At 55.2% G+C, this 25,949-nt stretch carries 29 protein-coding genes and 1 tRNA gene; 19 read left to right on the top strand and 11 right to left on the bottom strand.

All coding sequences use genetic code 11. From position 1 onward, the window contains the following. Positions 1-38 precede the first annotated feature (38 nt). Both ACM6I5_RS02720 and ACM6I5_RS02715 read left to right on the top strand, forming a co-directional pair. Positions 39-788 (top strand): hypothetical protein, encoded by a 750-nt coding sequence (locus tag ACM6I5_RS02720; RefSeq protein WP_414883133.1) that lies wholly within the window; start codon positions 39-41, stop codon positions 786-788. A gap of 36 nt (positions 789-824) precedes the next feature. Beyond that, positions 825-1,193 carry a PH domain-containing protein gene (locus ACM6I5_RS02715; RefSeq protein ID WP_017340333.1) on the top strand — a complete coding sequence of 123 codons (369 nt, stop codon included), beginning with the start codon at positions 825-827 and terminating at the stop codon, positions 1,191-1,193. A 174-nt stretch (positions 1,194-1,367) separates the two neighbouring features. Here ACM6I5_RS02715 and ACM6I5_RS02710 read toward each other — a convergent pair whose 3' ends face one another. The 3 genes from ACM6I5_RS02710 to ACM6I5_RS02700 all read right to left on the bottom strand — a co-directional run bounded on the left by ACM6I5_RS02710 (position 1,368) and on the right by ACM6I5_RS02700 (position 3,729). After that, positions 1,368-1,883 carry a DUF4411 family protein gene (locus ACM6I5_RS02710; RefSeq protein ID WP_414883132.1) on the bottom strand — a complete coding sequence of 172 codons (516 nt, stop codon included), beginning with the start codon at positions 1,881-1,883 and terminating at the stop codon, positions 1,368-1,370. Then, on the bottom strand, positions 1,880-3,016 hold the full coding sequence (locus tag ACM6I5_RS02705; protein ID WP_414883131.1) for an ImmA/IrrE family metallo-endopeptidase: 1,137 nt from the start codon (positions 3,014-3,016) through the stop codon (positions 1,880-1,882). Before ACM6I5_RS02705 ends, ACM6I5_RS02710 begins: the two co-directional genes overlap by 4 nt. A gap of 212 nt (positions 3,017-3,228) precedes the next feature. Continuing rightward, positions 3,229-3,729, bottom strand: a complete 501-nt coding sequence (locus ACM6I5_RS02700; RefSeq protein WP_017340330.1) for a DUF3916 domain-containing protein — start codon at positions 3,727-3,729, stop codon at positions 3,229-3,231. A 255-nt stretch (positions 3,730-3,984) separates the two neighbouring features. On the opposite strand from ACM6I5_RS02700, the gene ACM6I5_RS02695 reads away from it, so the two are divergent. Genes ACM6I5_RS02695 through ACM6I5_RS02685 form a run of 3 tightly spaced genes read left to right on the top strand, consistent with a single transcriptional unit; the run spans position 3,985 to position 5,664 of the window. Beyond that, the gene (locus ACM6I5_RS02695; protein WP_414883130.1) at positions 3,985-4,530 is read left to right on the top strand and encodes a PAAR domain-containing protein; all 546 of its coding nucleotides are present in this window, start codon (positions 3,985-3,987) and stop codon (positions 4,528-4,530) included. 10 nt (positions 4,531-4,540) lie between these two features. Further along, positions 4,541-5,323: a hypothetical protein gene (locus ACM6I5_RS02690; RefSeq protein ID WP_414883129.1), complete on the top strand. Its 783-nt coding sequence runs from the start codon at positions 4,541-4,543 to the stop codon at positions 5,321-5,323. Beyond that, on the top strand, positions 5,308-5,664 hold the full coding sequence (locus tag ACM6I5_RS02685; protein WP_414883128.1) for a hypothetical protein: 357 nt from the start codon (positions 5,308-5,310) through the stop codon (positions 5,662-5,664). Before ACM6I5_RS02690 ends, ACM6I5_RS02685 begins: the two co-directional genes overlap by 16 nt. Positions 5,665-5,899: 235 nt before the next feature. Here the strand turns inward: ACM6I5_RS02685 and ACM6I5_RS02680 are convergent, their stop codons facing one another. Together ACM6I5_RS02680 and ACM6I5_RS02675 are read right to left on the bottom strand one after the other, a co-directional pair. Continuing rightward, positions 5,900-6,211: a DUF3077 domain-containing protein gene (locus ACM6I5_RS02680; protein ID WP_414883127.1), complete on the bottom strand. Its 312-nt coding sequence runs from the start codon at positions 6,209-6,211 to the stop codon at positions 5,900-5,902. A 991-nt stretch (positions 6,212-7,202) separates the two neighbouring features. Beyond that, a complete protein-coding gene (locus ACM6I5_RS02675; protein ID WP_414883126.1) occupies positions 7,203-7,820 on the bottom strand; it encodes a LysE family translocator in 618 nt (205 codons plus the stop codon). Positions 7,821-7,886: 66 nt separating this feature from the next. On the opposite strand from ACM6I5_RS02675, the gene ACM6I5_RS02670 reads away from it, so the two are divergent. Next, positions 7,887-8,804 carry a LysR family transcriptional regulator gene (locus ACM6I5_RS02670; protein WP_414883125.1) on the top strand — a complete coding sequence of 306 codons (918 nt, stop codon included), beginning with the start codon at positions 7,887-7,889 and terminating at the stop codon, positions 8,802-8,804. 540 nt (positions 8,805-9,344) lie between these two features. Here ACM6I5_RS02670 and ACM6I5_RS02665 read toward each other — a convergent pair. The 5 genes from ACM6I5_RS02665 to ACM6I5_RS02645 all read right to left on the bottom strand — a co-directional run bounded on the left by ACM6I5_RS02665 (position 9,345) and on the right by ACM6I5_RS02645 (position 13,627). Beyond that, positions 9,345-10,658 (bottom strand): PD-(D/E)XK nuclease family protein, encoded by a 1,314-nt coding sequence (locus tag ACM6I5_RS02665; RefSeq protein ID WP_414883124.1) that lies wholly within the window; start codon positions 10,656-10,658, stop codon positions 9,345-9,347. A 393-nt stretch (positions 10,659-11,051) separates the two neighbouring features. After that, on the bottom strand, positions 11,052-12,131 hold the full coding sequence (locus tag ACM6I5_RS02660) for a GTPase (RefSeq protein WP_414883123.1): 1,080 nt from the start codon (positions 12,129-12,131) through the stop codon (positions 11,052-11,054). Positions 12,132-12,224: 93 nt separating this feature from the next. Then, a complete protein-coding gene (locus tag ACM6I5_RS02655) occupies positions 12,225-12,569 on the bottom strand; it encodes a hypothetical protein (RefSeq protein WP_414883182.1) in 345 nt (114 codons plus the stop codon). Between the two features lie 480 nt (positions 12,570-13,049). Beyond that, positions 13,050-13,379 carry a hypothetical protein gene (locus ACM6I5_RS02650; protein ID WP_414883122.1) on the bottom strand — a complete coding sequence of 110 codons (330 nt, stop codon included), beginning with the start codon at positions 13,377-13,379 and terminating at the stop codon, positions 13,050-13,052. A gap of 163 nt (positions 13,380-13,542) precedes the next feature. Further along, positions 13,543-13,627 (bottom strand) — tRNA-Leu (locus ACM6I5_RS02645). A gap of 107 nt (positions 13,628-13,734) precedes the next feature. Between ACM6I5_RS02645 and queA the strand changes: the two genes are divergently transcribed. The 6 genes from queA to ACM6I5_RS02615 all read left to right on the top strand — a co-directional run bounded on the left by queA (position 13,735) and on the right by ACM6I5_RS02615 (position 19,821). Then, positions 13,735-14,784 (top strand): tRNA preQ1(34) S-adenosylmethionine ribosyltransferase-isomerase QueA, encoded by a 1,050-nt coding sequence (gene queA / locus ACM6I5_RS02640; RefSeq protein WP_414879449.1) that lies wholly within the window; start codon positions 13,735-13,737, stop codon positions 14,782-14,784. Between the two features lie 14 nt (positions 14,785-14,798). Continuing rightward, the gene (tgt, locus tag ACM6I5_RS02635) at positions 14,799-15,914 is read left to right on the top strand and encodes a tRNA guanosine(34) transglycosylase Tgt (protein ID WP_162491076.1); all 1,116 of its coding nucleotides are present in this window, start codon (positions 14,799-14,801) and stop codon (positions 15,912-15,914) included. Between the two features lie 43 nt (positions 15,915-15,957). Further along, a complete protein-coding gene (gene yajC / locus ACM6I5_RS02630) occupies positions 15,958-16,296 on the top strand; it encodes a preprotein translocase subunit YajC (RefSeq protein ID WP_007916913.1) in 339 nt (112 codons plus the stop codon). Between the two features lie 63 nt (positions 16,297-16,359). Next, positions 16,360-18,228: a protein translocase subunit SecD gene (gene secD, locus ACM6I5_RS02625; protein ID WP_414879450.1), complete on the top strand. Its 1,869-nt coding sequence runs from the start codon at positions 16,360-16,362 to the stop codon at positions 18,226-18,228. A gap of 9 nt (positions 18,229-18,237) precedes the next feature. Further along, the gene (gene secF / locus ACM6I5_RS02620; RefSeq protein WP_414879451.1) at positions 18,238-19,152 is read left to right on the top strand and encodes a protein translocase subunit SecF; all 915 of its coding nucleotides are present in this window, start codon (positions 18,238-18,240) and stop codon (positions 19,150-19,152) included. Positions 19,153-19,272: 120 nt separating this feature from the next. Continuing rightward, a complete protein-coding gene (locus ACM6I5_RS02615) occupies positions 19,273-19,821 on the top strand; it encodes a glycine zipper 2TM domain-containing protein (protein WP_017340321.1) in 549 nt (182 codons plus the stop codon). Between the two features lie 241 nt (positions 19,822-20,062). Here the strand turns inward: ACM6I5_RS02615 and suhB are convergent, their stop codons facing one another. After that, on the bottom strand, positions 20,063-20,881 hold the full coding sequence (gene suhB / locus ACM6I5_RS02610) for an inositol-phosphate phosphatase (RefSeq protein WP_123582276.1): 819 nt from the start codon (positions 20,879-20,881) through the stop codon (positions 20,063-20,065). 146 nt (positions 20,882-21,027) lie between these two features. Between suhB and trmJ the strand changes: the two genes are divergently transcribed. The 7 genes from trmJ to hscB all read left to right on the top strand — a co-directional run bounded on the left by trmJ (position 21,028) and on the right by hscB (position 25,941). After that, positions 21,028-21,798, top strand: a complete 771-nt coding sequence (trmJ, locus tag ACM6I5_RS02605; protein WP_414883121.1) for a tRNA (cytosine(32)/uridine(32)-2'-O)-methyltransferase TrmJ — start codon at positions 21,028-21,030, stop codon at positions 21,796-21,798. A gap of 2 nt (positions 21,799-21,800) precedes the next feature. Continuing rightward, complete coding sequence (gene cysE, locus ACM6I5_RS02600) at positions 21,801-22,577, top strand: serine O-acetyltransferase (RefSeq protein WP_031319081.1); 777 nt, start codon at positions 21,801-21,803, stop codon at positions 22,575-22,577. Positions 22,578-22,831: 254 nt separating this feature from the next. Next, positions 22,832-23,323: a Fe-S cluster assembly transcriptional regulator IscR gene (gene iscR / locus ACM6I5_RS02595; protein WP_007903581.1), complete on the top strand. Its 492-nt coding sequence runs from the start codon at positions 22,832-22,834 to the stop codon at positions 23,321-23,323. Positions 23,324-23,373: 50 nt separating this feature from the next. Continuing rightward, positions 23,374-24,588, top strand: a complete 1,215-nt coding sequence (locus tag ACM6I5_RS02590; RefSeq protein WP_017340318.1) for an IscS subfamily cysteine desulfurase — start codon at positions 23,374-23,376, stop codon at positions 24,586-24,588. Between the two features lie 85 nt (positions 24,589-24,673). Further along, positions 24,674-25,060, top strand: a complete 387-nt coding sequence (gene iscU / locus ACM6I5_RS02585) for a Fe-S cluster assembly scaffold IscU (protein WP_003443374.1) — start codon at positions 24,674-24,676, stop codon at positions 25,058-25,060. A gap of 27 nt (positions 25,061-25,087) precedes the next feature. After that, positions 25,088-25,411 carry an iron-sulfur cluster assembly protein IscA gene (gene iscA / locus ACM6I5_RS02580; protein ID WP_007903589.1) on the top strand — a complete coding sequence of 108 codons (324 nt, stop codon included), beginning with the start codon at positions 25,088-25,090 and terminating at the stop codon, positions 25,409-25,411. An 8-nt stretch (positions 25,412-25,419) separates the two neighbouring features. Continuing rightward, positions 25,420-25,941 (top strand): co-chaperone HscB, encoded by a 522-nt coding sequence (hscB, locus tag ACM6I5_RS02575; protein WP_017340317.1) that lies wholly within the window; start codon positions 25,420-25,422, stop codon positions 25,939-25,941. The last annotated feature ends 8 nt before the right edge of the window (positions 25,942-25,949 follow it).

Raw genomic sequence — 25,949 nt, 5'->3', positions numbered from 1 at the left:
CGTTGCGCCACTTATTTCATCTATGTAACGGACTACACATGCCCACTGTCGCTCGAACCTCGCGCCTGTTCTGCGCAATCGCTGTCGCCGTCGTGACGACCCCGGTGCTCGCCGCCGAATGGGATGAATCCCCGGAGTACGCCAGGAAGGCCTACCTCGCCGATTGCCAGCAATTACAGCGGGCAGTGACCGAGGTGCAGAGCGGGCGCCAGACGCCCAAGGATGCTTTGCCCACTATCGAGAGTTACCTGCGGACGTTTACTGTACATCGCGAGAACCTCCCCCAGGCAAACCTCGGCTCCCCCGATTACGCCAGCTGTGAGAGCGTCTTTCCCCAAGCGAAGGAGCTCGCGATCAAGGGCCGTATTGAAACCGGCGAGGAGGTAGATCAGCAGCTCCAGCAAGCCCAGACCCAACACCTGAAATCTTCGGATTACGAGCGCGCTCGCTCTCTGGGCTTCAGCGACGTCGGCGAAATCGGGGAACTCGACCAGCACGCCGAGCTGGATGGTGAAGCGAATCTGAAGACCTTGATGATCCGCGTCGATTCTGGTTGCGGCCGCCATTTCCGCGCCGCGAAATACGTCGAACCTTATGTGATCTACACCGTCGGTCCTTCGGATGGCAGATGCGCCATTAACAGGAACGTCGCCGTGCTGGGCGGCAAAGCCGCGGAGTGGGGCGAGTACATTGATGAGGAAGAGATCTTTCAGTACGTGGGATGGAAAAAACTGCCCGGACAGGATGGATTTCCCATCAACATTCGAGTCGTAAAGGTGCTGAAGTAACCCGCAGGGATTTTTCTTCGAACGGAGGATGGACAGATGATCGACTTCAACAACAAAGGCTTCTTCAAACTCAAGCAAAACGAAGAATACGCAGAACGCGTCAGCGCACTGCTGCTGGACGGCGAGCACGTCATCGACTCGTACAAATCCATGCGCGACGGCGTCGTCTTCACCAACAAACGCATCATCGCTGTCAACGTCCAGGGCCTCACCGGCAGCAAAAAAGACTTCACCTCACTGCCCTACAAAAACATCGTCGCCTACTCGGTAGAAACCTCCGGCACCTTCGACCTGGATTCGGAACTGGAGATCTACTTCTCGTCACTGGGCAAAGTGAAATTCGAATTCACCGGCCGGACGTCGATGGTGGAAATCTCGAAACTGATCTCCCAGCACCTGCTCTGACCCGCGCACCCAAAGGCCCCGAAACCCCGGGGCCAACAACGGGCCTCTGCTACACGAAATCCCTGTGGGAGTGGGTTTGCCCGCGAAGGCGCCAGCTCACTCACCACAAAATCCGGCATGGCCGAGTGGGACATTGCGGGTACAGGTGCTGATCGCCGCAGTAGATAGCGGGTGTCAGGCCGACGGATTTGAGCTCAGCGTGCCAAGAACGAGTTTGGCATCAAGTGTTTCGAGCAGATCGAATGCGCTCATGTAGGGCACATTGAACTGCTGGCAAATATTTGGGATTTTGATTTTCTGACTCGTTGGAGGTACCAACACTTCGTGGGTTACAACGGTCTGTCCAGTTGCGCCGGCTTTAGCAATCAACCATGGATCGGCGCCTTCAAGAAAGCGTATTTTTTCTGTTTTTTTAGGCAGCGGCAGGTCCATGACAAACGTAGCGATCTGCGCGAATGTTATCTGTGTACTGGCGTCATTTACCGACAAGAAATGGTTTGTTCTTTCTTTCGCCCATTCCGATAATTCGTCCCCATAGTCAACCAGTTCCTTGTACACCGACGTTACGCTGGATATTTTCCCCGCATCAGAGGCGCTGTCCAGCCAGTCCCAGAAGCCAGGGCAGAAAACCATGCGGTAGTGAGTGTTTTTCGCCTGTAGGTAGGAGTTCGCATCCAGCAGATAACTCAAAATCCAAGTTCCTTCTTAGAATAATCAGAGAGTTTGTGCGGCTTCACACCAATCAGACGTGCTGCGTCTCGATAAAGCATTCTTCCGCTTAACGCTTCACTTGCCACCGCTATGGCGAGCGTTTTGCTAACTCTGGCGGTCTGCAGCCTGTTGTAGGGAGGGGCCCCGTCTTTGTCGCGAGCTTTGTACTCGGTGATTTTTCTGGCAACAAATGCTTCATATTCGAATGCCGTTATGAGGTTAAAAGTCAGGGCTCTCCTGGCGATCACCCAGCCGCTCACATGGAAAATATTTGTTAAACGAGGAATGTTTTCTTGCCACTCGATCTCAGCATCCCAAAAGGAAAGGAATTCACGGCCAGGCGTTAACAGCTCTGCTGCGACTGCGTTGCACAGGATTTCCTCCGATCTATGGTTCGCAGGGTCACCATCAGACACACCAGAATGACCTAACCAGATATGAGACAGCTCATGAGCTAAAGTGAACAGCCTTGCCTCGGGGCAATCGGCGGTGTTGATAAAAATGACGGGTGCCAATTTGTCGCTGATTGCGAAGCCTCGAAATTCTTCAACAAGCAATGGCCTGCTCGTATTGTTGTTGACAACGCTATTGCGCATCACAAGTATCCCGGTGCTTTCAATGTTGCCGACTAAACTTTTAAAGTAGTCTTCAAAATCGCCGCGCTTGGGTATGTTGGATAAGCCTAAGACTGCACGAATGTCCGCAACGATTTCTTCGAAGCTGTCACTCACCGAAAACTTCCCGACAACGCTATTTTCTGTGATGCCTTGGCTGATCAGGTAGTCGCGATACCATTCCTGTCGTTCCGCCGCCCACCTGATGGTGTCCATGAGGGCGAGACTGTATCTGCGGCTACGCCTGCCATTCATCGTTCTGAGATCCGGCAGAGAAGGGTTTTCCTCCGGCGGCTGAGGCAGGTAAAGGTACCCAAACGGGATGTACGTCTGCCGGGCGTAATTCATGGCCTGGTTGAAGGAGGGCCTTTTCGTGCCTTGCTCCCACGCCAACACGTTGTCTTCCTGCGTACCCAGACTTTTGGCCAGGGCGCTCGTGCTCAGGGAGGCACGCTCCCTCGCCCATCGCAGCAGGTCCGGATTAATCAGCGCTTCCATGTGTGATTCCATTTGGGTGTCATAACCGTTTCCGCAAAATGCCCCTACACAGCCAATTCAAACGATAGCCGTATCTGACTACAAGGGCGGGGGGCTGTCTCGGGTATTTGGTCGCCAAACGTTACGTATCTGAGAGCCCCACTAACTCGGGGTCCGTGTCCTAGGCGCAAGCCACATCATTGATCCCTGCAGTAGACCGAGGATGAAAGCCCTCACGCCGGTTCCCCAATGCACCACCACTGAACGGCGACCTCATCGTCTGCTTGAGTGACGTCATGCCCATGCTCGATGAAATTCGCTGGCGTGTGCAACGCAAGATCGTGGCTGATCCGATCTGGCTTGAGGGCGTTGGTTTTACCGAGAAAACCCATGTAATAGTCCCGGTCATAGAAGAGGGTGACCTCGCTCTGATGGACCCATGGCCACGTCAGCAGGCAAGCGACCCGATAGTAACCCTGTGAGTGGTCAGCCGCGTTGGACAGGTGGCTAGCGGCTTCGAGCAGTTGCTGGATACAGAAGGCTTGAACTTCGATCCTGGCTTGAGGGCCTTCAACAAGAGCCTCATGCACCGGAATCTTCCAATGTGTGTAGCGCTCCATGCGCCCGGATCGCGGATAAAACTCGTCGCGAAAACTGGCAGCCCAACGTTCCAAAGCGCGAAGACGGCGGGGAATGCCTCTGAGTTTTTTGTTGCTGAGAGCGATTTGCCGCATTGATACATCCTTGCGATACCGAAAAAACATTCGTTGTTGTCTGCTGGCGCTGAATGTCCCTTCAGTGCACCAGAGCCGGTGATATTGCAGGTGGGAAGGGCAGCCATCAAAGAGGAAACCGTTGCGATATCTTTCCGTGGCGCACACATCTTGCGCTACCGGCCAGTGGGCTCATTCCTCGCTGAGAGGTACGCAACAGCCGCAGCAATCTGTCAGGTTATTTGCCACATCAGGATCCAATGACAGGAGGTCATCTTGGCTAAGCCAGCCGCGCGTAAAACCGACCCTTCAAGTTGCCCGCTACCGGGGCACGGCACCAATCCCATCGCGACAGGATCGCCAGACGTTTTCTTCGATGGGCTCTCAGCTGCACGCCAAGGTGATACCTGTACGTGTGGCAGTGCATTGTCCTCTGGTCTGTCCTCCACTGTTTTCATCAATGGCAAGAATGCCGCGACGATTGATACAGGCGGAACCCACGGCAGTGTTGTCATTGGTGGTTCCGGGACGGTGATAATTGGTGATTCTCATACAGCCTGCCCATTTTTTCCCCCAGTGCCTCTCGTTCTTGGCGCTAGCTGGATCGGCTTCAAAATCCCTGCCACCGAAAGTTACGAAGGGTTATCGTGCACGGCGCATTTTGAGGACGGATCAACCCTTCCAGGCGTATTTAACAGGGACAACGCTGTTAAATTTAATAGCCCCTCAGGGAAAGTTTGTTTGATGCTCAAGTTCGAGGAGGGATCGACTACCGCCACCTCGACTCTTACAGAAAGCCTTTTGAATAAAATATTGGGATAAGGAGCATCCTATGACCGAGCCGTACCTTGTCACCGGTAGCTATGTCATTCAACGTGAGCACGCGTTGATGGACTCTCCGCTCGACAGAGCACTGGAATTGATGGAGGGGACAGCACTCAGATTTTCGCTGGATGCTATCTCAGACGAAAAGGTCCGAGCCAGCTACATGAAAAATATCAAGCGCATGTCTCAGCAGACATTGGCAGACGTCAAGGCAGGAATAATTACTGCACATGAAGGCGTACAGTTCAGTCATGAATTGAGAAACAAGATCATGATGGAACATCGCAAATTCACATCCGCTCAAGGCCTGGCTATCGTCCAAAAAAAGAAGCCCGACGGCAGGACGCTTGACTCACTGTTCGATCGCTACTCCGAGCGCCTCTTTAAAAAGAAATACAACAGCCTTTCGCCAACAGAACAAACCAAAATCCACTACACAATCCTGGAAGCGGCCGGTCGGGACGATGCCTCGTTCACGAAAGGCACCCAAAAAATGCGCATGATGGGGAAGCTCGGAATTCTAGTCACCGCCGCCCTTGCGACCTATCAAATCCTGAATGCTGATAACAAGCCGAAGGAAACCGCGCGGCAGGGCATCATAGTGGGCAGTGGTGCAGTGGGAGGTTTGCTCGCGGGGCTTGGCGTGAGCGCTCTCTGTGGTCCGGGTGCTCCCATTTGTGCAATTGCTGTTGTTTTGGTGGGAAGCATTGCAGGGGGTGTGGCTGGTGAAGCAGTCGCCCATTCTCTCGATGAGGAGCTAGAGGAGTTTTCGCATTGGGATATCTTTTGAGTCGATCCGAACTGACCAAAATCAGAGCCGCACTCTCGGATCCGTTCAATGACTCGCCGGTCGATTACGACTACATAGCAGAGCAGGTGAAGGGTGTTGATCGTCAGACGCTACACGAAATTCTTTACTCAGAAGTCGCGCCTGTTTGCTTTACCAATATTGAATCGGCCGTCCCATCGGTCTGGACAGGTTTCGATCCTGACTCGCTCAACGCCATGATTGAAGAAAGACTTGCAGCCAGGGAAAACAATTGGTTTCGCAGGCAGTTCGATAAGCTGCTTGTTCGCTGGCTGAGTTATCACTACGGGTATGTCTGGAAGGAAATCGTCAGCCGTCTCTAGCATCTAGCTTCGTAAGCCTGAGCCTAGTCATCGAGCTGCGTGCCTACCTCAGTAACAAAAGTCCCCGAAATATTCCGGGCTGACAACAGCTACCTATTCACCGCAGCCTCTGTAGGAGCGAGTTCGCTCGCGAAAAACGACAGCCAACCACCATTCCCGCAGAATGGCCGTAGTCTTCGCGAGCGAGTGCCTGCATAGTTACAAAACGCCTGGCAGAGTCCCGCCCTTTTGCTTGCTACCCCTCAGCCATCCCCTCAGCCCGCTTATTTGCCAACTCGTTATCTCGATCCCGAGTCAGCACCTTCGCTACATCATCCACCACCGCCTTACTCATCGCCGTCAAATAATGCGCGGCCCAGGCGTGGTAATCCGTGTCCTTGGCATAAGCCGCATCCTTGGTCAGCGCCTTGGCGAGGAAGAGGAAGTCAGAAGCCATGGCCAACGCATCGCCGACGGGCACGTTACGGGTGACATGGAAAAGCGCTTGATCGCCGCAGTAGATGGCGGGGGTGAGGCCGATGGTTGTGAGTTCGGGTTGATTGGTCATTGGCCACCTCCGATGAGGGAGAGGTGGTGGGGGAGGGTGTTACGCGATTGGGGATTGTGTAGAGGGAAAAGCCAAATTTCGTACGGATTTGTTCTGTTCATGGTCAACGTCCTTGATTTGAGGAGCTGCCACGAGCCTTCTCACGGGCTTGGGTGACAGCCGTGCGCGGGGTGAGAAACCGGCAATCAAGGCAACCGGTAGACCCGAAGGTCTCCCACGCACAGCCGCCATAAAGCCATATCGCAGGCGAAAAAAAACGCCACGACAGGTTTTGGGGCGCTTTGCGCCTTGATTGTTTCGGGCTCTCACACCCGGTCGCTGAATTGGCAGCGACTTTGGGAGATTATCGTGCAGATTCCGTTCCTGCAACCTTCGAAGGCTTCGATCCCAAGACCCCAAGACGAAAAAATGTGCTGCACCCTTTTTGGCAAGAGCAGCCACTACACTCAAAGGCCGTGATCGGCCGAGGCTGTGTAAAAACGTTTTTCAGTGCGACAGGTACTCAAAACCGGATTGAAAATCGCGCTTCTACGCGAAATCTACATCTGCTGACGTGCCGATAAATTTCAGATTTAACGTAGACGCGCACACTTCAATTTTGGCGAAGCGTTTTTACACACTCTGGGCCAGGAGCGGACGGTGACGATTGGCAAAGCTGGGCCAAAAGCGGCCGCTGACAACTTTCTACTTAAACATGTGCTACTCGCTTATGTGTTCTCGCCGTTTCAACTATGAATACTTAAGTAGAGATCGACACCGATGATTTACGCTCCGGAACGGGCATGCCGCGTACGTCTATCCATGGTCGTGCCAGCACGCATGTCTACGCAGCTGGCTCAAGTGAAACCTCTGCGCCAGTAGGGCACAGAGGGGATCAGAATGGACTAGAACTGAGCATCCTCCAGCAAGTTGAGCGCCGTGCTGGCGGCCTTCGAGAAACAACTCGAATATGCGGCGTGCTTGATAGGCGCTGCGCAAGAGCTAACTCAACTCAGACTGAACGCTGAGCGATTGTCAGCAATATTCCGAAGCTCACGAGTAGGCCTCCAAAAACTCGGTCAATCCATTGTCTTGCAGCCAACAATTTCTCGCGCACCATCCCGGCCGAGAAGCACAGCGCGATGAGACTGAACCACACCGCGTGCGCCCCAGCGATGGAAAGTCCATATGCAATTTGCACTGTCAAGGCAGTGTCCGGTCGTACTACACCCATGAACAGACTAACGATGAAAATCGATGTTTTCGGATTCAACGCGTTCGTGAGAAATCCCGTACGCAGAGCTGCAAAATCTGATATGGCCGGTGGCGGTGCGTCTAGCGGTTCAATAGCCGGCTTAGAACGAAGCATTTTGATGCCTAGGTAGACGAGATACGCAGCTCCAGCCAGCTTCAGCGCATTGAACAACCAAGGCGATTGTTGAAGCACTAACCCTAGTCCGAGCAGTGTATAGCAGACGTGGACAAGCACCCCCAAACCAATTCCCACAGCTGTGAGGACGCCCGCCCGTCGAGACAGTAGCAATCCGTTGCGAGAAACCATGGCGAAATCCGGCCCAGGACTGATACATGCGAGAATTGTAATGGTGATTACTACTATCCATTCGCTCATGCGGCACCCTTCGAATTATTGGTGGTATAAAGCGATTTTTACAGATCATACGCACTGGCAATAACGATGATTTCTGACGGTAATAGTGACTACAACTCATCAACCTCCGAGACACGCACGCCTTCTCTGCTCGCGTTGCGTTGCTTCGAATCAGCCGGACGGTTCGAAAACTTCGCCCGTGCGGCTGACGAACTGCATCTGACACCAGGTGCGATAAGCCGAGCAGTGCGCTTGCTTGAAGAGGATCTGGGGGTAGACCTGTTCGAGCGGCGTAGCCGAAGGGTTTTTTTAACGGACGCCGGAAGACGCCTGGCGAAAGCAGTTAGTGAAGGGCTTGGATTGATGAACCAGGCAGTTCGCGAGATACGCACCGACGCCCGTCGTGCTCGTCAGCTTGTCCTGTCCTGCGAGCCAACGCTGTTAATGCGATGGCTGATCCCTCGTTGGAGCGACTTCCAAGCACATCATCAAGGGATAGACATTCATTTAGTGGCCGGCGGCGGCATCTTTTCATTCGACCATGGCATAGATTTAGCCATTCGGCGGGACGATTTTCCTCGCCCCCCCGGTTATCATGCTGAGACCCTATTCCCAGAGAAGATCGGCCCTGTCTGCCGGCCAGAAAAGGCAGATCAGTGGTTCGGCAAAAGCAGGAAATGTCTGCGCTCCACAGCCCCGCTGCTTCAGACTACTAGCCGACCTACGGCTTGGCAGGAGTGGGCTAATGCAAAAGGACTGCCCGTTCCTGCCACGGAGATGCAATCTTTTGAGCACTTTTATTTCAGCATCCAAGCGGCTGTCGCAGGCCTCGGGGTAGCAATTGGCCCATGGCACTTAGTGCGCGACGATATCCAGAGCGGCGTGTTAGTCGCGCCATTAGGATTTGTTGAAGACGGCTCACGCTACTGCCTGTTGTCTCCCTCAGCCCCTAAGCCAGGCAGCTTGGAAATGGATTTACTTAATTGGTTGCAGGCAGTGGGCTGAGGCTTGTCGATCTTCAGTTTCATCCACTACAAACCAGACCAGTCAGGCTGCGGGCCTTTCTAACGAACAGCCCGCCTCACTTGAACAAGAAAAACACGAAGTCCGGTCACGCATAGAGTGAACGCATAGAGCCGAGGTAGAGCAACGCACGTTGCTGCTTCAGGGCTATGAACTGTTTTTCGTGAAACCGAGTCCGTCGCCACGGCTGGATAAACGAGGAGAAAATGCTTGGAGTTCTGATGGTATAGAACCGCGCAGTGGCTCGATTGAGGCTTATCGTGGGGCAGAAATCCGATTGCTGCATTTCGCGACGGGCAGTAGACGACCCAAAGCGGCCCTTCGCGACGTATATTTCATGGGTAGAGTTAGCAGGGGGAAGAGCGTCTAAGGCTAGGGGGATACAGAGGAGTTGGCGAACTGCGGGCATCGGATTGCTCCTACATGTGTTGAGCGAGCTTCCGGACGGAACCCAAAGGCATCACTAAGCCAACAGGTCAGAAACTCCTATCAGCTGTGTGGTGCTTGGGAGTGAATCGAAGGCTACCTATTACTCAAGAATTTATTTAGAACTTCATCAATTTTAGTAATTGTTTGGACCGCAATATCAATCGCTTCAGTTGGCGTAACGTGCTCAGCGATGAGAATTCTTCTTCGGTCAGATGTCTGTCGCTTGCTGAGGCCACTGAATGTTGCTTCGAAACTAGAACGCAATTCAGCCTCGTCACATGAAAGAGGGTTGAATTCATTTTTTAGCCACACCAATTTGATCGTGAACTTTGGGGCTGATGGAGTTGATACCCTGGCAACTCGATATACGTCGAGGTATATTGGCCAACTTTCATCACGCTGGAAGTTTTCGATTTTGGAAGATGTCAGAGCGACCCAATAACTCCCTTCTTCGATAAATTCCGCTGCTAAACTAGGCGCAGCCTTGGCAAGCTTCTGCGCAAGGCTTGTTACTCCTCTAATTTTGATTAGCTTCTCGCAGACAGGTTTGTGCTGAGAGAAAAATATCATCAGTTCCCCGAGCGTCCCTTGGAGAGTAGAGGGTTCCCATGTTTCCATTGGAATGCGTTTAAGCTCACGCATGCTTTCGATAACTACTGGGTAAGAAAGCGCAATATCTGCCAGCAAATCTGACTGCGCCTTGCTCGCTGGGCTTTCCCAATTGGTTACACTTTGGCAATAAGTGGCTAATAGCTGCGCGGATTGGTTTCCTCGGTTTAGACTGTGCCGGGCTCGATTTGCTGAAGGTTCAAGCCACTGATAATCAAGTAAGCACCAGCGATTGCCAAGGGATAATAAATGGGTTTCAGAGTACGACTCAAGATCTTTGTCAATGACTACAAATGCGAGGTCGTAGTCTGAAAAAACCCTACGAGCGGCTAATTCGGTTTTTACCGACTTTACATATCGCTCTAGCTGCCCAGCGTCTAGCGTAGCTTTTACTTTGTTTTCAATGGCTATGAGAATTTTGTTCCTTGGGTCTACTAAGAACAGATCCAGCCTGCCATTGCTAGAGCCGTCATTAATCTTTATTTTAAATTCTCGCGTTACAAAAGCAGCGCCGAAACTTGTTGTGCGTATTCTGCCTAGCGTCCACTTTTCAAAAAATTTCTTGTTGTCAAACTTGCAGTTGTCACTTGCCTCAAATGCAGCCTCGAGAAAATCCTTGATAACTGAATCGCCTTGAGCATGCCCTTCGTTGGGGTTCATGCACCACGCCAATACGCTTGAATTTTGGTTTTCATTTAAACTTACCACATCAAACACGTTATCGGCTGTTTTGTTAAGCTCGATAAGCTCCAGTAACTTTGGGTCACTTAAGAAGCTGTAAAGATCGTCAGATTTCATCAACCGTATCTCAGAAGGTGTAGTTTTATATTTCGCAGACTTTATCTGCTTTTAGTGCGCAGTGCATCATCCTCGGACGATGTGTCTTAGATTTGAGCTGTTTTAGTGACAGCTAATGGCCAATTTGCACCTGTCGTGACCGACAGTTGTGTTAAAAAAGTCGGTCCTTCTAGACTGCCCGCATATTGACTGCTGAAAACGCCTTTTTTGTGCGCTGCTATGCGAAACCTGAACCCAGGTACCTCTGCTCAAAGTAAAAATTTCAATCTCAAGCGCATACTTTTCTGCCGTGGAAACCATGGCCGACTTTTTCAACAGAATCGACCCAAAGCTGCCAGTCTAATTCAGATACGGTCCCCGGCAGAATTTGGGTCTTGTTAGCTTTACTAGGGATCAGCTCTGTAACTTCTCTTTAAATGCTTTTGCAACATCATCTCCAGTTAGTTTCTTGTCAGGGTCGTCTTTAAGGAGACCGTACAAAGTTGCAACGTAAGCTTCACCGAATGTGGTTGTAATCGTAGCTGCAACGGTTGCCGATATAGCCGCTCCAGCGGCACTTCCCAAGCCGGGAAAGAATTTAAGTAATGCGCCTACGGCCGCTCGACCACCAAAACTTCCCGCCACAGCAGTGAATGTCCCACTAACTAAAGCCCCTAAAAACGCTTTGTTTGCATCCAAACCGAACGCCAAGCTAATTCCAGCCAGCATTCCTATTTGGATTGGAATAATTCCGATTGCATCTGAAAATGGAATAGGAACGGCGGCGATCCCCGCTGCACTAACGGCAGCTGCGGCAACAATTTTGTGTGATTGATTAAGTTTGTGATCTAGCTTTATCTGCTGGGCCGCCGCGAATGCCTTTTTTTGCCCTTCTGGAATTACCTCCATGGTTATATCAATTAAATCTTCCAGTCCATGAATGGGGATTTTTATACCACCATCGAGCACTAACTCTACCGAGTTGACTCGAATAACATTTCTTGCGAATGGAAATAAATTTTCAACAATACTTTTAAAACCTTGGTCGGACGTGGCTGTAGTTATGACAATGATAACTGGCATTACTTCGGACAGATGTTTTGCCAAGGATATTTCAGCTTCTTCAACCCGTCGAGCCCCCTCGGCAATGCAGATCCATGCAGCATGTATATGCTGCTGATGGTCAGTATTGCAATTGGTGGATCTTATGAATATCATTAAATCTTTAAGAATGGGGTCGTAATCCTTTACCTCAAGCCCTTTAGTATCATAAATGGCAACCGGAACTCCCTCCTTAGTTATTTTTTTTGTGTGTTGAGTTACAGGGCGCCCTTGTCCGGTGGCAGCCATGCGGCCTTGAAACACTGTGTTGATCAAGGTGCTTTTTCCGACGCCCGTTTTGCCAGCAATTAAAATATTTGCAATCCCCCTTTTTTTTAAAGCTTCATCGTAAGCGTCTGACACGGTTCTGTTTAGATCAAAGCTGCTATTCATTTTTATATTTCCTGTTTTTCTAGATTATCGCGCCAAAAAGGGGACAGACTTATTTTTCTAAAATCGCGCATATGGCTTAGCGCGATTATGGTTTCACTTTCGCCTATAACTCTTCCGCCTTCCCGGTGTCAGGCAATAGTCCCTATCACGAGGTCCGGTGCAAAAGCACGCACATTCACTAAAAGAGTAAGCAAAGCGCTGAAGGGAGGAGGTGGCCTGTTCACGAGAGTCGCCTGAGATGCCGAGGTAGGCCACGCAACTGCGCTTCGATCCACTGATTGGGCGGTAATTGAAGAGAAAAAGATCCTCATCGCAACGCGCGATACCACCCGTACTGCCAGAATAAGGCGTGCTGCTGGCGTACGCCTGCTGGGATAGCGCAGCGAGCGCCAGAGCGAGGAGGCAAAGTAGGGGGAGCGATACGGGCACTTCGAGCATCCTTGCGAGTGATGGCGCGATGCTATCTCTCAAGACTGTCCTTGGACAAGGAATTTGCCTAGAGCTTTTACCTTCGTTGGATGTTCCGGTCAGTGCCGCTATAGCTGCGGACCCGGTCGGAGGCAAAGGTTTGCGGTTCTCAGGCGAGGTAGGCCTCGAAGCTGACGCGCTCGAACGGCAGCTATTGGCCCAGAGTGTGTAAAAACGCTTCGCCAAAATTGAAGTGTGCGCGTCTACGTTAAATCTAAAATTTATCGGCACGTCAGCAGATGTAGATTTCGCGTAGAAGCGCAATTTTCAATCCGGTTTTGAGTACCTGTCGCACTGAAAAACGTTTTTACACAGCCTCGGCTGGAAGCGGACGTTGTTAACTTTGGTCGAAAGTTAAAAACTGGGGAGAGGGGGCTTGGAAAAGGGATAAGGTAGCCAGCGGCGATCTGCCTATTGGGCGTCCCCACTTTTGAGGCTGCATGCCTTCCTTCATTGAATGTCTTTCAGATAATCCTTGAGCGCGATTAGCGGCTCTTCAAGCTGCTCCATCGCCCGCGCATTGCTGAAATCATCTGCCAACCTGTGCAACTCACGCCCCAGTGGCGTATCAACACCGCCTAAAGCTTCCATCGCCAAACCCACACAGTGCGCCACTCTGAACTGGATCGCGTCGACATCGCCCCTGCGCACTAGCAAGCCGAATACCTCCCGTTCATAGTCGCTCATGATTGGATCGTCCCGCAAAATCGGACTTCCACCTTCCGTCTCATAAGCCAGCTTGAGGGCGAAAAGGGCAACGGTTTCCAGTGGCAATTCCATTGTGTGAATCCTTGATTCGTAAGCCGAGCGGTTTCGGATTGTGGCGTTGAAAAGCAAGATCAAAAGATCGCAGCCTACGGCAGCTCCTAGAGGCTGGCGGGGTGCCAATCACTTTATCGCAGGCGAAAAAAAAGGCCTTGCAAAGCAAGACCTTTCTTAATTTTGGTGCCCCGAGGGAGACTCGAACTCCCACTCCTTTCGAAAACGGATTTTGAATCCGCCGCGTCTACCAATTCCGCCATCAGGGCTCAATGGCGGCGAAGTATAGAGATGAGATAACCGTCGGTCAATCAGGTACATGGAGAATTTTCACTATTTCCGCTAGACTTCCGGGCCCTGCTAGACGAACCCCATCATGCGCGTTGCTGACTTTACTTTCGAACTCCCTGATTCGCTGATTGCTCGCCACCCTTTGGCCGAGCGTCGCAACAGTCGCCTGTTGACCCTTGATGGGGTCAGCGGCGCCCTGGCACACCGTCAATTCACTGATTTGCTTGAGCATTTGCGCCCGGGCGATTTGATGGTGTTCAACAATACCCGGGTGATTCCGGCGCGGCTGTTTGGCCAGAAGGCTTCCGGCGGCAAGCTGGAAATTCTGGTGGAGCGGGTGCTGGACAGCCATCGCGTGCTGGCCCATGTACGCTCCAGCAAGTCGCCGAAACCGGGTTCGAAGATCCTCATCGACGGCGGTGGCGAGGCCGAGATGCTGGCGCGTCACGATGCGTTGTTCGAGCTGGGGTTTAGCGAAGAGGTGTTGCCGCTGCTCGACCGCGTCGGGCACATGCCGTTGCCTCCTTATATAGACCGCCCGGATGAAGGCTCGGACCGCGAGCGTTATCAGACGGTGTACGCCGAGCGCCTGGGCGCGGTGGCGGCGCCGACGGCGGGGCTGCATTTCGATCAGCCGCTGATGGAGGCGATTGCCGCCAAGGGCGTCGAGACGGCGTTCGTGACCTTGCACGTGGGCGCGGGTACGTTCCAGCCGGTGCGGGTCGAGAAGATCGAAGATCACCACATGCACACCGAGTGGCTGGAAGTCGGCCAGGACGTGGTCGATGCCGTCGCCGCTTGCCGTGCTCGCGGTGGTCGCGTGGTGGCCGTGGGGACCACCAGCGTGCGTTCCCTGGAAAGTGCCGCGCGCGATGGCGTGCTCAAGCCGTTCAGTGGCGACACGGACATCTTTATCTACCCGGGCCGGCCGTTTCATGTGGTCGATGCCCTGGTCACCAACTTTCATTTGCCCGAATCCACGCTGTTGATGCTGGTTTCGGCGTTCGCCGGTTATCCCGAAGCCATGGCCGCTTATAAAGCCGCCGTGGAGCATGAGTACCGCTTTTTCAGCTACGGTGATGCGATGTTTATCACCCGTAACCCCGCACCACGTGGCCCTGAGGACAAAGAATGAGTCGCCAAAGTCGTATGTCGTTTGAGTTGCTTGCTACCGACGGCAAGGCTCGTCGCGGTCGTTTGACCTTCCCGCGCGGTACCGTCGAGACCCCGGCCTTCATGCCGGTGGGCACGTACGGCACCGTCAAGGGCATGCTGCCGCGGGATATCGTCGCGACCGGCGCGGAAATCATTCTGGGCAACACCTTCCACTTGTGGCTGCGCCCGGGCACCGAAGTGATCAAGAAGCACGGCGACCTGCACGATTTCATGCAGTGGAAAGGCCCGATTCTGACCGACTCCGGCGGTTTCCAGGTGTTCAGCCTGGGCGCGATGCGCAAGATCAAGGAGGAGGGCGTGACCTTCGCCTCTCCGGTGGATGGCGCCAAAGTGTTCATGGGGCCGGAAGAGTCGATGCAGGTCCAGCGTGACCTGGGCTCGGACATCGTGATGATTTTCGACGAATGCACGCCGTACCCGGCCGATGAAGATGTTGCTCGTGTGTCGATGGAGCTGTCGTTGCGCTGGGCCAAGCGTTCGAAAGAAGCCCACGGCGACAACACGGCGGCGCTGTTCGGCATCGTTCAGGGTGGCATGCACCAGGATTTGCGCATGCGTTCGCTGGAAGGCCTCGACCAGATCGGTTTCGATGGCCTGGCCATCGGCGGCTTGTCTGTAGGCGAGCCGAAGCACGAGATGATCAAGGTGCTGGATTACCTGCCGGGCCAGATGCCGGCTGACAAACCTCGTTACCTTATGGGCGTTGGCAAACCGGAAGATCTGGTTGAGGGTGTGCGCCGCGGTGTGGACATGTTCGATTGCGTGATGCCAACCCGTAATGCCCGCAATGGGCATCTGTTCATTGATACTGGTGTGCTGAAGATCCGTAACGCGTTCCATCGCCATGATGATTCGCCGCTCGATCCGACCTGCGATTGCTATACCTGCCAGAACTTCTCCCGCGCTTATCTGCATCACCTGGACAAGTGCGGCGAAATGCTGGGAAGCATGCTCAATACCATCCATAACTTGCGTCATTATCAAGTGCTTATGGCTGGTTTGCGCGAGGCTATTCAACAGGGTACATTGGCCGCCTTTGTCGATGCCTTCTACGCCAAACGCGGGTTACCTGTTCCGCCTTTGGACTGAGTTTTCTGACCCCAAGATTCAACATTTGCAACTGGAGTGCTAAATGAGCTTTTTTATCTCGAATGCCATGGCTGACGCTGCTGCACCGGCCGCTGCCGGCCCTATGGGTGGCGGTTTTGAGTGGATTTTCCTTGTCGGTTTCCTGGTCATCTTCTATCTGATGATCTGGCGTCCACAGGCCAAGCGCGCCAAAGAGCAGAAGAACCTGCTGAGCAGCCTGCAGAAAGGCGACGAAGTTGTGACCACCGGCGGCATCGCCGGCAAGATCACTAAAGTGGCTGATGATTTCGTGGTTCTGGAAGTTTCCGACACCGTCGAAATGAAGTTCCAGAAAGGCGCTATTGCCGCCACGCTGCCAAAAGGCACGCTGAAAGCGATCTAAGTTTCAACTTCTACTCAATCGACGGGGCGCGCAAGGCGCCCCGCGTCATAAGCGGGCGGCGTGATGCTGAACAAATACCCTCTGTGGAAATACATTCTGATCCTGGCGGTGCTGGCGGTCGGTCTGATTTATTCCGCTCCCAATTTATATCCTGATGACCCGGCCATTCAGGTCAGCGGCGCAAGCACTGCGCTGCAAGTCAATCAGGCTGATCTGGACCGTGTGAGCGCTGCGCTCAAGGAGTCCGGGATCAACGTCAAGGCAGCCACGCTGGCGGCCAACGGCAAGGGCGGTCTGATTCGTCTGACCAAGGCTGAAGACCAGCTGCCGGCCAAAGACGTCGTGCGCAAGGCATTGGGTGATGACTACGTCGTTGCACTGAACCTGGCACAAACCACTCCGCAGTGGCTGCGCAGCCTCGGCGCGCACCCGATGAAGCTGGGTCTGGACTTGTCCGGTGGTGTGCACTTCCTGCTGGAAGTGGACATGGACAAAGCCCTCGACGCACGCTTGAAAGTGTACGAAGGCGATGTAAAGAGCCTGTTGCGTAAAGAGAAACTGCGCTATCGCAGCCTGCCGCAACTCAACGGTGCCATCCAGCTGGGCTTCGCTGATGAAGCTTCCCGCGAACAGGCCCGCGCACTGATCCGCAAGAACTTCAACGATTTCGACATTGTGCCGGCCGACCTGAATGGTCAGGCGGTGCTGCGTCTGGCGATGACCCCGGCCAAGCTGGCGGAAATCCGCGAATACTCCATCAAGCAGAACTTGACCACGGTCCGTAACCGCGTCAACGAGCTGGGTGTTGCCGAACCGATCGTTCAGCGTCAGGGCGCCAACCGCATCGTGGTTGAGCTGCCGGGCGTGCAGGACACCGCAGAAGCCAAGCGTATCCTCGGCAAGACGGCCAACCTTGAGTTCCGTCTGGCTGCTGAGCCTGGCGCTTCGAAAGCCACTTCCGAAACCTTCGAGTTCCGCGAAGGCAACCGTCCTCCGGCACAGATCGAGCGTGGCCTGATCATCACTGGTGACCAGGTAACTGACGCCAAGGCTGGCTTCGGCGAGCACGGCACGCCAGAGGTGAACATCCGTCTGGATGGTCACGGTGGCGAGCTGATGAGCCGCGCAACGCGTAGCAACGTCGGTCGCAGCATGGCGGTGATCTTCATCGAGCAGCGTCCGGTTACCACTTACGTCAAGCAAGTGGTTAACGGCGTCGAGAAAGACGTACCGGTTCAAACCTTCAAGGAAGAGAAGAAGATCATCAGCCTCGCGACCATTCAGTCGCCGCTGGGTGCTCAATTCCGCATCACTGGCCTGAACGGTCAGGGCGAGTCGTCCGAACTGGCGCTGTTGCTGCGTGCCGGTGGTCTGGCTGCACCGATGTACTTCGCTGAAGAGCGCACAATTGGCCCAAGCCTGGGTGCCGACAACATCGTCAAGGGTATCGATGCATCGCTGTGGGGCATGCTGTTTGTCTCGCTGTTCATCATCGCCATCTACCGCTTCTTCGGCATCATTGCCACCGTCGCGCTGGCGGTGAACATGGTGTTGCTGCTGGCCCTGATGTCGCTGCTGGGTGCGACGCTGACCCTGCCGGGTATCGCCGGTATCGTGTTGACCATGGGTATGGCGGTCGACGCCAACGTCCTGATCTTCTCGCGGATTCGTGAAGAGATCGCCGCGGGCATGACCGTACAACGGGCAATCAACGAAGGCTTCGGCCGGGCATTCACCGCGATTCTCGACGCCAACCTGACAACGTTGTTGGTCGGCGGGATTCTCTTTGCGATGGGCACAGGTCCAGTCAAAGGCTTCGCAGTGACCATGTCCCTCGGGATCTTTACCTCGATGTTCACGGCCATCATGGTGACCCGCGCGATGGTCAACCTGATCTTCGGCGGTCGTGACTTCAAGAAGTTGTGGATTTAAGGGGCTGCCATGTTACGTACAATCAACTTCATGGGCGTTCGCAACTTCGCGTTCGGCGTCACATTGTTCCTCACGGCATTGGCATTGTTCAGCGTCGCCACCAAGGGCATGAACTGGGGCCTGGACTTCACCGGCGGTACGCTCATCGAGCTGACCTACGAGCGTCCGGCCGACGTCACCAAGGTGCGTGAGCAACTGGTTACTTCGGGTTATCACGAGGCGATCGTGCAGAGCTTCGGTGCAACTACCGATTTGCTGGTGCGCATGCCGGGTGAAGACCCGCAGCTGGGCCATCAAGTGGCTGAAGCGCTGCTGAAAGTCGGCGGCGACAACCCGGCGACGGTCAAGCGCGTCGAGTTCGTCGGCCCGCAGGTCGGTGAAGAGCTGCGCGACCAGGGCGGCCTCGGCATGCTGATGGCGCTGGGCGGCATCCTGATCTACCTGGCTTTCCGCTTTCAGTGGAAGTTTGCGGTCGGTGCCATCGTTTCGCTGATCCACGACGTGATCGTGACCATCGGCATCCTGTCGTTCTTCCAGATCACCTTCGACCTGACGGTATTGGCGGCGGTGCTGGCGATCATCGGTTACTCGCTCAACGACACCATCGTGGTATTCGACCGGGTTCGTGAGAACTTCCGGGTGCTGCGCAAGGCCAGCCTGATCGAGAACATCAACATCTCGACCACGCAAACCCTGCTGCGGACCATGGCGACGTCGATCTCCACCTTGCTGGCGATCGCGGCCCTGCTGTTCTTCGGCGGCGACAACCTGTTCGGCTTCTCCATCGCCCTGTTTATCGGTGTTCTGGCGGGTACTTACTCGTCGATCTACATCGCCAACGTGGTGTTGATCTGGCTGAACCTGAGCACCGAAGACCTGATTGCTCCAGTGGCCACTGACAAGGAAATCGACGACCGTCCATAACGGCCATCGTTTCCCGGCTGTCAGCCCGAAAAAGGCGCGAGTTGAACTCGCGCCTTTTTTTGTGCTCCAAGGCTGGGAGAAGCGCGGACATGTTCCGCGGGTGATGGTCAGGAGGTTCATGTGAACAAGTCGTTGCTGGTTGGTGCGGTATTGGGTGCTGTCGGTGTGACTGCCGGGGGTGCTGTTGCCACCTACAGCCTGGTTAAAAGCGGCCCTGAGTATGCGCAAGTTCTAGCCGTTGAACCGGTCAAGACACAAATCAAGACGCCACGTGAAGTGTGCAAGGACGTCACGGTAACCCGGCAAGCGCCGGTGAAAGATCAACACCAGATCGCGGGTACGGTGGTAGGTGCACTGGCAGGTGGTCTGCTGGGTAACCAGATCGGCGGCGGCACCGGCAAGAAAATTGCCACGGTTGCGGGCGCGGTCGGTGGTGGTTACGCCGGCAACAAGGTTCAGGAAGGCATGCAGGAGCGTGACACCTACACCACGACTCAAACTCGCTGTAACACCGTGAATGACATCAGCGACAAGGTTGTGGGTTATGACGTTCGTTATTCGCTGGATGGCAAGGAAGGCAAGGTGCGGATGGACCGTGATCCGGGCAACCAGATTCCGGTCGATAAGGAAGGCAAGTTGATCCTGTCGCAGAATCAGCAGGGTCAATAAATCGCTCGGATTCAAAAAGAAGCACCCTTCGGGGTGCTTTTTTGTGCCCGGAATTCAAGCATCACCACAAATCCCCTGTGGGAGCGAGCCTGCTCGCGATAGTGGTGTGTCAGCCTCCATCAATGTTGAATGTGGCTCAGCCATCGCGAGCAGGCTCCCACATTTGGTTTGTGGTGTTCTTGAGGTTGGATTCCAGGCATAAAAAAAGCACCCCGAAGGGTGCTTTTTTGTGGCCGGTCGCTTAGCGCTTCAGCGAGGCCGGCAGGTGCGGCTGGATCGCCGTCAGCACTGCCTTGAAGCATTTGGTGTTACCGGCAACGATGTGGCCTTTCTCAAGGAAATCGTGACCGCCGGTGAAGTCGCTCACCAAACCGCCGGCTTCCTGGATCAGCAGGGCGCCTGCAGCCATGTCCCACTCGGACAGGCCCGACTCCCAGAATGCATCGAAACGGCCCGCTGCCACGTAAGCCAGGTCCAGGCTCGCTGCGCCAGCACGGCGGATGCCGGCGGTCTGGCCAACCAGGGCGCGGAACATGCCCAGGTAGTTGTCGAGGTTGTCCATCTGGTCGTCACGGAACGGGAAGCCGGTACCCAGCAGGGCGCCGTCGAGGCTGGTGCGACCGCTGACGCGCAGGCGACGACCGTTCAGTTGAGCGCCGCGACCACGGCTGGCGGTGAATTCTTCCTGGCGAACCGGGTCCAGGACAACAGCGTGTTCCAGGCGACCGCGGTATTTGCAGGCGATGCTGACAGCGAAGTGAGGAATGCCGCGCAGGAAGTTGGTAGTGCCGTCCAGCGGATCGATGATCCACAGGTATTCTTCGCCTTCGATCCCGGTGCCGGCGTGCATGCCGGTTTCTTCACCCATGATCGAGTGGTTCGGGTAAGCCTTGCGCAGCGCGTCGATGATTTTCTGTTCAGCGGCGCGGTCCACCTCGGATACATAATCCTTGGCGTCTTTTTCGTCGACCTTGATGGTATCCAGGCGCTCGATGGAGCGGAAGATCAATTCACTGGCGCTGCGGGCGGCGCGCAGCGCGATATTCAGCATGGGCTGCATGGATGTGTCACCTAAGGTTGTTAAAGAAAGCCGGGCATTCTATCAGAACTTTTCTACAGGTGAAGGTCGGTGTTCGCTTTCGTAGCTTAACGGTAGTCGGCGCTGTAAGATTCGGCTCCCCTTTATTGTGTTCGAGAACGCCTCCCGTGCTGCAAAACATTCGTGTCGTCCTGGTCAATACCAGCCACCCCGGCAATATCGGAGGGGCTGCGCGCGCCATGAAGAACATGGGCCTGTCGCGGCTGGTGCTGGTCGAACCACGGCTGTTCCCGCACCACGAGGCGGATGCCCGTGCCTCCGGCGCCGGGGACATCCTTGAAAACGCGCAAGTCGTCGCCACCTTGGAAGATGCGTTGGTTGGCTGCATTCTGGTGCTCGGTACCAGCGCCCGTGACCGACGCATTCCCTGGCCGCTGCTCGATCCACGCGAATGCGGGACGAAAGTGGTCGAGGAGGCGGGGCAGGGCGCCGAAATCGCTTTGGTCTTTGGTCGTGAAGATTCCGGCCTGACCAATGAAGAGCTGCAGCGATGTCATTATCACGTGCACATCCCATCAGACCCTGAGTTCAGCTCGCTGAACCTTGGGGCAGCGGTGCAGGTGTTGAGTTATGAAGTGCGCATGTCCTGGCTCGCGGCCCAAGGCCAGCCGAGCAAGGTCGAGAAGGAAGAAGTGGCCTCCGTCAAAAGCGCTGAACTGGCGACCATGGATGAGCTGGAGCGATTCTATGAACACCTGGAGCAAACCCTGGTGGCCATCGAATTCCTCGATCCGGAAAAGCCACGGCACTTGATGGCGCGCCTGCGTCGGTTGTACGGACGAAGCTCGGTCAGCCGGGCGGAAATGAATATATTGCGTGGCATCCTCACGGAAACCCAGAAAGCGGCCCGTGGCGAGCTTCTAAAGCGGAAGGATTAATGATGTTCGAGCGTTTGCGTGAAGATATCCAGAGTGTTTTCCATCGTGACCCGGCGGCGCGTAACGCTTTTGAAGTCCTGACTTGCTACCCGGGCATGCACGCCATCTGGATCCATCGTTTGTCCTCGATGTTGTGGCGAGCGGACCTGAAATGGCTGGCGCGACTGGTGTCGAACTTCGGTCGCTGGTTGACCGGGATCGAGATTCATCCGGGGGCCAAGGTGGGGCGTCGTTTCTTTATTGACCACGGCATGGGCATTGTCATCGGTGAGACCGCCGAGATCGGCAATGACGTCACCCTTTATCAGGGTGTGACGCTCGGTGGTACCAGCTGGAATAAAGGCAAGCGTCACCCGACGCTGGAAGATGGCGTTGTGGTGGGGGCGGGTGCCAAGGTGCTCGGCCCGTTCACCGTCGGAGCCGGGGCCAAGGTCGGTTCCAATGCTGTGGTGACCAAGGCTGTGCCGGCCGGTGCGACAGTGGTCGGTATTCCGGGGCGGATCATCGTCAAGTCCGATGAAGAGCAGGACGCCAAGCGCAAGGCCATGGCCGAGAAGATCGGTTTTGACGCTTACGGTGTCGGCGAAGACATGCCGGACCCGGTGGCTCGCGCCATCAATCAGTTGCTCGATCACTTGCAGGCGGTTGATGGGCGTCTGGAGGGGATGTGCGGGGCGCTGAAGGACCTGGGCAGTAATTATTGTGCGAAAGATCTGCCTGAGCTGCGCGAAGAAGACTTTGCGTGTGTGAAGGACAAGGATCAGAGCCAGGCCAGCTGATTCTCCGTAGGAGCTGCGAAGGCTGCGATCTGTTGATCTTGAAAAACAAAAGATCGCAGCCCCCGGCAGCTCCTGCAGGGGGTCGTATTCAGAAAGGTGCAGTACGCCGGCCGGTGTGCCATTAAGCCGCGGACCCTGCTATGATGCTGCCGCTCTTTTGCGGGTAAACCTGACTAAAGTACTAGGTCTTATAGTTGACTTAAATACTCGGGAATTGCATACTCGCCCCATTCCGAACTCCGTGGTAATTGTCCATGCGACTGACTACAAAAGGCCGATACGCCGTGACCGCCATGCTCGATCTGGCGTTGCACGCGCAGCACGGGCCGGTGTCCCTGGCCGATATCTCCGAGCGCCAAGGCATCTCCCTGTCCTACCTCGAACAGCTGTTCGCCAAATTGCGCCGCAGCAATCTGGTGTCCAGCGTCCGCGGTCCCGGTGGTGGCTATCAGCTGTCCCGCGACATGCAGGGCATCCAGGTCGCCCAGGTGATCGATGCGGTAAACGAATCGGTCGATGCGACCAAGTGCCAGGGCCAGGGCGATTGCCATCAAGGCGATACCTGCCTGACTCACCACTTGTGGTGCGACCTGAGCCTGCAGATTCACGAGTTTCTGAGCGGTATCAGCTTGGCTGATCTTGTCACTCGCCGTGAGGTACAAGAAGTAGCCCAGCGTCAGGACCAGCGCCGTTGCAACAGCAAGGCGCCACGCCTGGACAAGATTGAAGCGTCCGCCGTCGAATGACAGCCAAAGAGCTAGCGGCACGCCAGCCAGCCTGATTTAGGAGATAGTCCATGAAATTGCCGATTTACCTTGATTACTCTGCGACCACCCCGGTTGATCCGCGTGTTGCGCAAAAAATGAGTGAATGCCTGCTGGTCGACGGAAACTTCGGTAACCCGGCGTCCCGTTCCCACGTGTTCGGCTGGAAAGCTGAAGAGTCCGTCGAAAACGCTCGTCGTCAGGTCGCAGACCTGGTCAACGCCGACCCGCGTGAAATCGTCTGGACCTCCGGCGCCACCGAGTCCGACAACCTGGCAATCAAGGGTGCGGCGCATTTCTATGCGACCAAAGGCAAACACCTGATCACCACCAAGATTGAGCACAAGGCTGTCCTCGACACCATGCGCCAACTGGAGCGTGAAGGCTTCGAAGTGACCTACCTCGAGCCGCAGACCGATGGCCTGATTACGCCAGCGATGATCGAAGCAGCGCTGCGTGACGACACCATCCTGGTTTCGGTCATGCACGTGAACAACGAAATCGGCACCATCAACGACATCGCAGCCATCGGCGAACTGACCCGCTCCAAGGGCATCCTGTTCCACGTCGATGCCGCTCAGTCCACTGGCAAGGTCGAGATCGACCTGCAGAAACTGAAAGTCGACATGATGTCGTTCTCCGCCCACAAGACCTACGGCCCTAAAGGCATCGGCGCGCTGTACGTCAGCCGCAAGCCGCGTGTGCGCATCGAAGCGACCATGCACGGCGGCGGTCACGAGCGCGGCATGCGCTCCGGCACCCTGGCGACCCACCAGATCGTCGGCATGGGCGAAGCCTTCCGCGTAGCCAAGGAAGACATGGCTGCCGAGAACGTACGCATCAAAGCCCTGAGCGACCGTTTCTTCAAGCAGGTCGAAGACCTGGAAGAGCTGTACGTCAACGGCAGCATGACCGCCCGCGTTCCGCACAACCTGAACCTGAGCTTCAACTACGTTGAAGGCGAGTCGCTGATCATGGCGCTCAAGGATCTGGCGGTTTCGTCCGGTTCGGCCTGCACCTCGGCTTCGCTGGAGCCTTCGTACGTACTGCGCGCCCTGGGCCGCAACGACGAACTGGCACACAGCTCGATCCGCTTCACCTTCGGTCGTTTCACTACCGAAGAAGAAATCGACTACGCCGCGCAGAAAGTCTGCGAGGCCGTTACCAAGCTGCGCGCTCTGTCGCCGCTGTGGGACATGTACAAAGACGGTGTCGACATTTCGAAAATCGAGTGGGCGGCACACTGATTTCAAGTCGCCGCAAACCGGCCCTGTCGAACCCAGGTTCCCAGGGCTTCAAGAGCGACTCTCTGATGAGTGAGGATTAAGAATCATGGCTTACAGCGAAAAGGTCATCGACCACTACGAAAACCCGCGTAACGTCGGCAAGATGGACGCCGAAGACCCGGATGTCGGCACCGGCATGGTCGGCGCCCCGGCGTGCGGCGACGTAATGCGCCTGCAGATCAAGGTCAACGAGCAAGGCATCATCGAAGACGCCAAGTTCAAGACCTACGGTTGCGGTTCGGCTATCGCCTCCAGCTCCCTGGCGACCGAGTGGATGAAAGGCAAGACTCTGGATGAAGCAGAGACCATCAAGAACACTCAACTGGCCGAAGAACTGGCCCTGCCGCCAGTGAAAATTCACTGCTCCGTACTTGCTGAAGACGCTATCAAAGCGGCCGTTCGCGACTACAAGCAGAAGAAAGGCTTGATCTGATTTTTGGCGACGAGTAAGGAGTCACCGATGGCTATCAGCATGACAGAAGCGGCTGCTCAACACGTGCGACGCTCCCTCAACGGGCGCGGCAAAGGTGAAGGGATTCGTCTGGGTGTTCGCACCACGGGCTGTTCCGGCCTTGCCTATGTGCTGGAGTTTGTCGACGAGGTGGTTGCAGAGGATCAGGTGTTCGAAAGTCACGGCGAAAAAGTGATCATCGACCCGAAAAGCCTGGCCTACCTGGACGGCACCGAGCTCGATTTCGTCAAGGAAGGGTTGAACGAAGGCTTCAAGTTCAACAACCCCAACGTACGCGGTGAATGTGGCTGCGGCGAAAGCTTCAATATCTGAGGCTTCTTGTGGGTACTCCTTGTCATTTCGCTTTATTCGAGCTGCAACCGAGTTTCGATCTGGACCTCGAGCAGCTGGCTACGCGCTACCGTGAGTTGGCGCGCAGTGTTCATCCGGACCGTTTTGCGGACGCTTCCGAGCGCGAGCAACGGCTGGCGCTAGAGCAATCCGCGAGCCTCAACGAGGCCTACCAGACGCTCAAAAGCCCCCCGAAGCGCGCGCGATACCTGCTCGCCCTGAATGGTGGCGAGCTGCCGCTGGAGGTCACGGTGCATGATCCGGCGTTTCTCCTGCAGCAGATGGAGTTGCGTGAAGAGCTCGAAGACCTGCAAGACAGTGCCGACATGGCCGGTATTGCAGCGTTCAAGCGTCGCCTGAAAACCGCTCAGGAAGAACTGAACCAAAGCTTCGCAGCCTGTTGGAATGACGCAGCGCAACGTGAGCAGGCCGAACGCCTGATGCGGCGCATGCAGTTCCTCGACAAGCTCACCTACGAAGTGCGCCAGTTAGAAGAGCGCCTCGACGATTAACCCAGTGC

The sequence above is a fragment of the Pseudomonas sp. IT-P171 genome, assembly GCF_949767765.1.
Classification (GTDB): domain Bacteria; phylum Pseudomonadota; class Gammaproteobacteria; order Pseudomonadales; family Pseudomonadaceae; genus Aquipseudomonas; species Aquipseudomonas fluorescens_B.
Note: the sequence above shows the minus strand (reverse complement) of the source record. Positions and strands in the feature narration are given on the sequence as shown.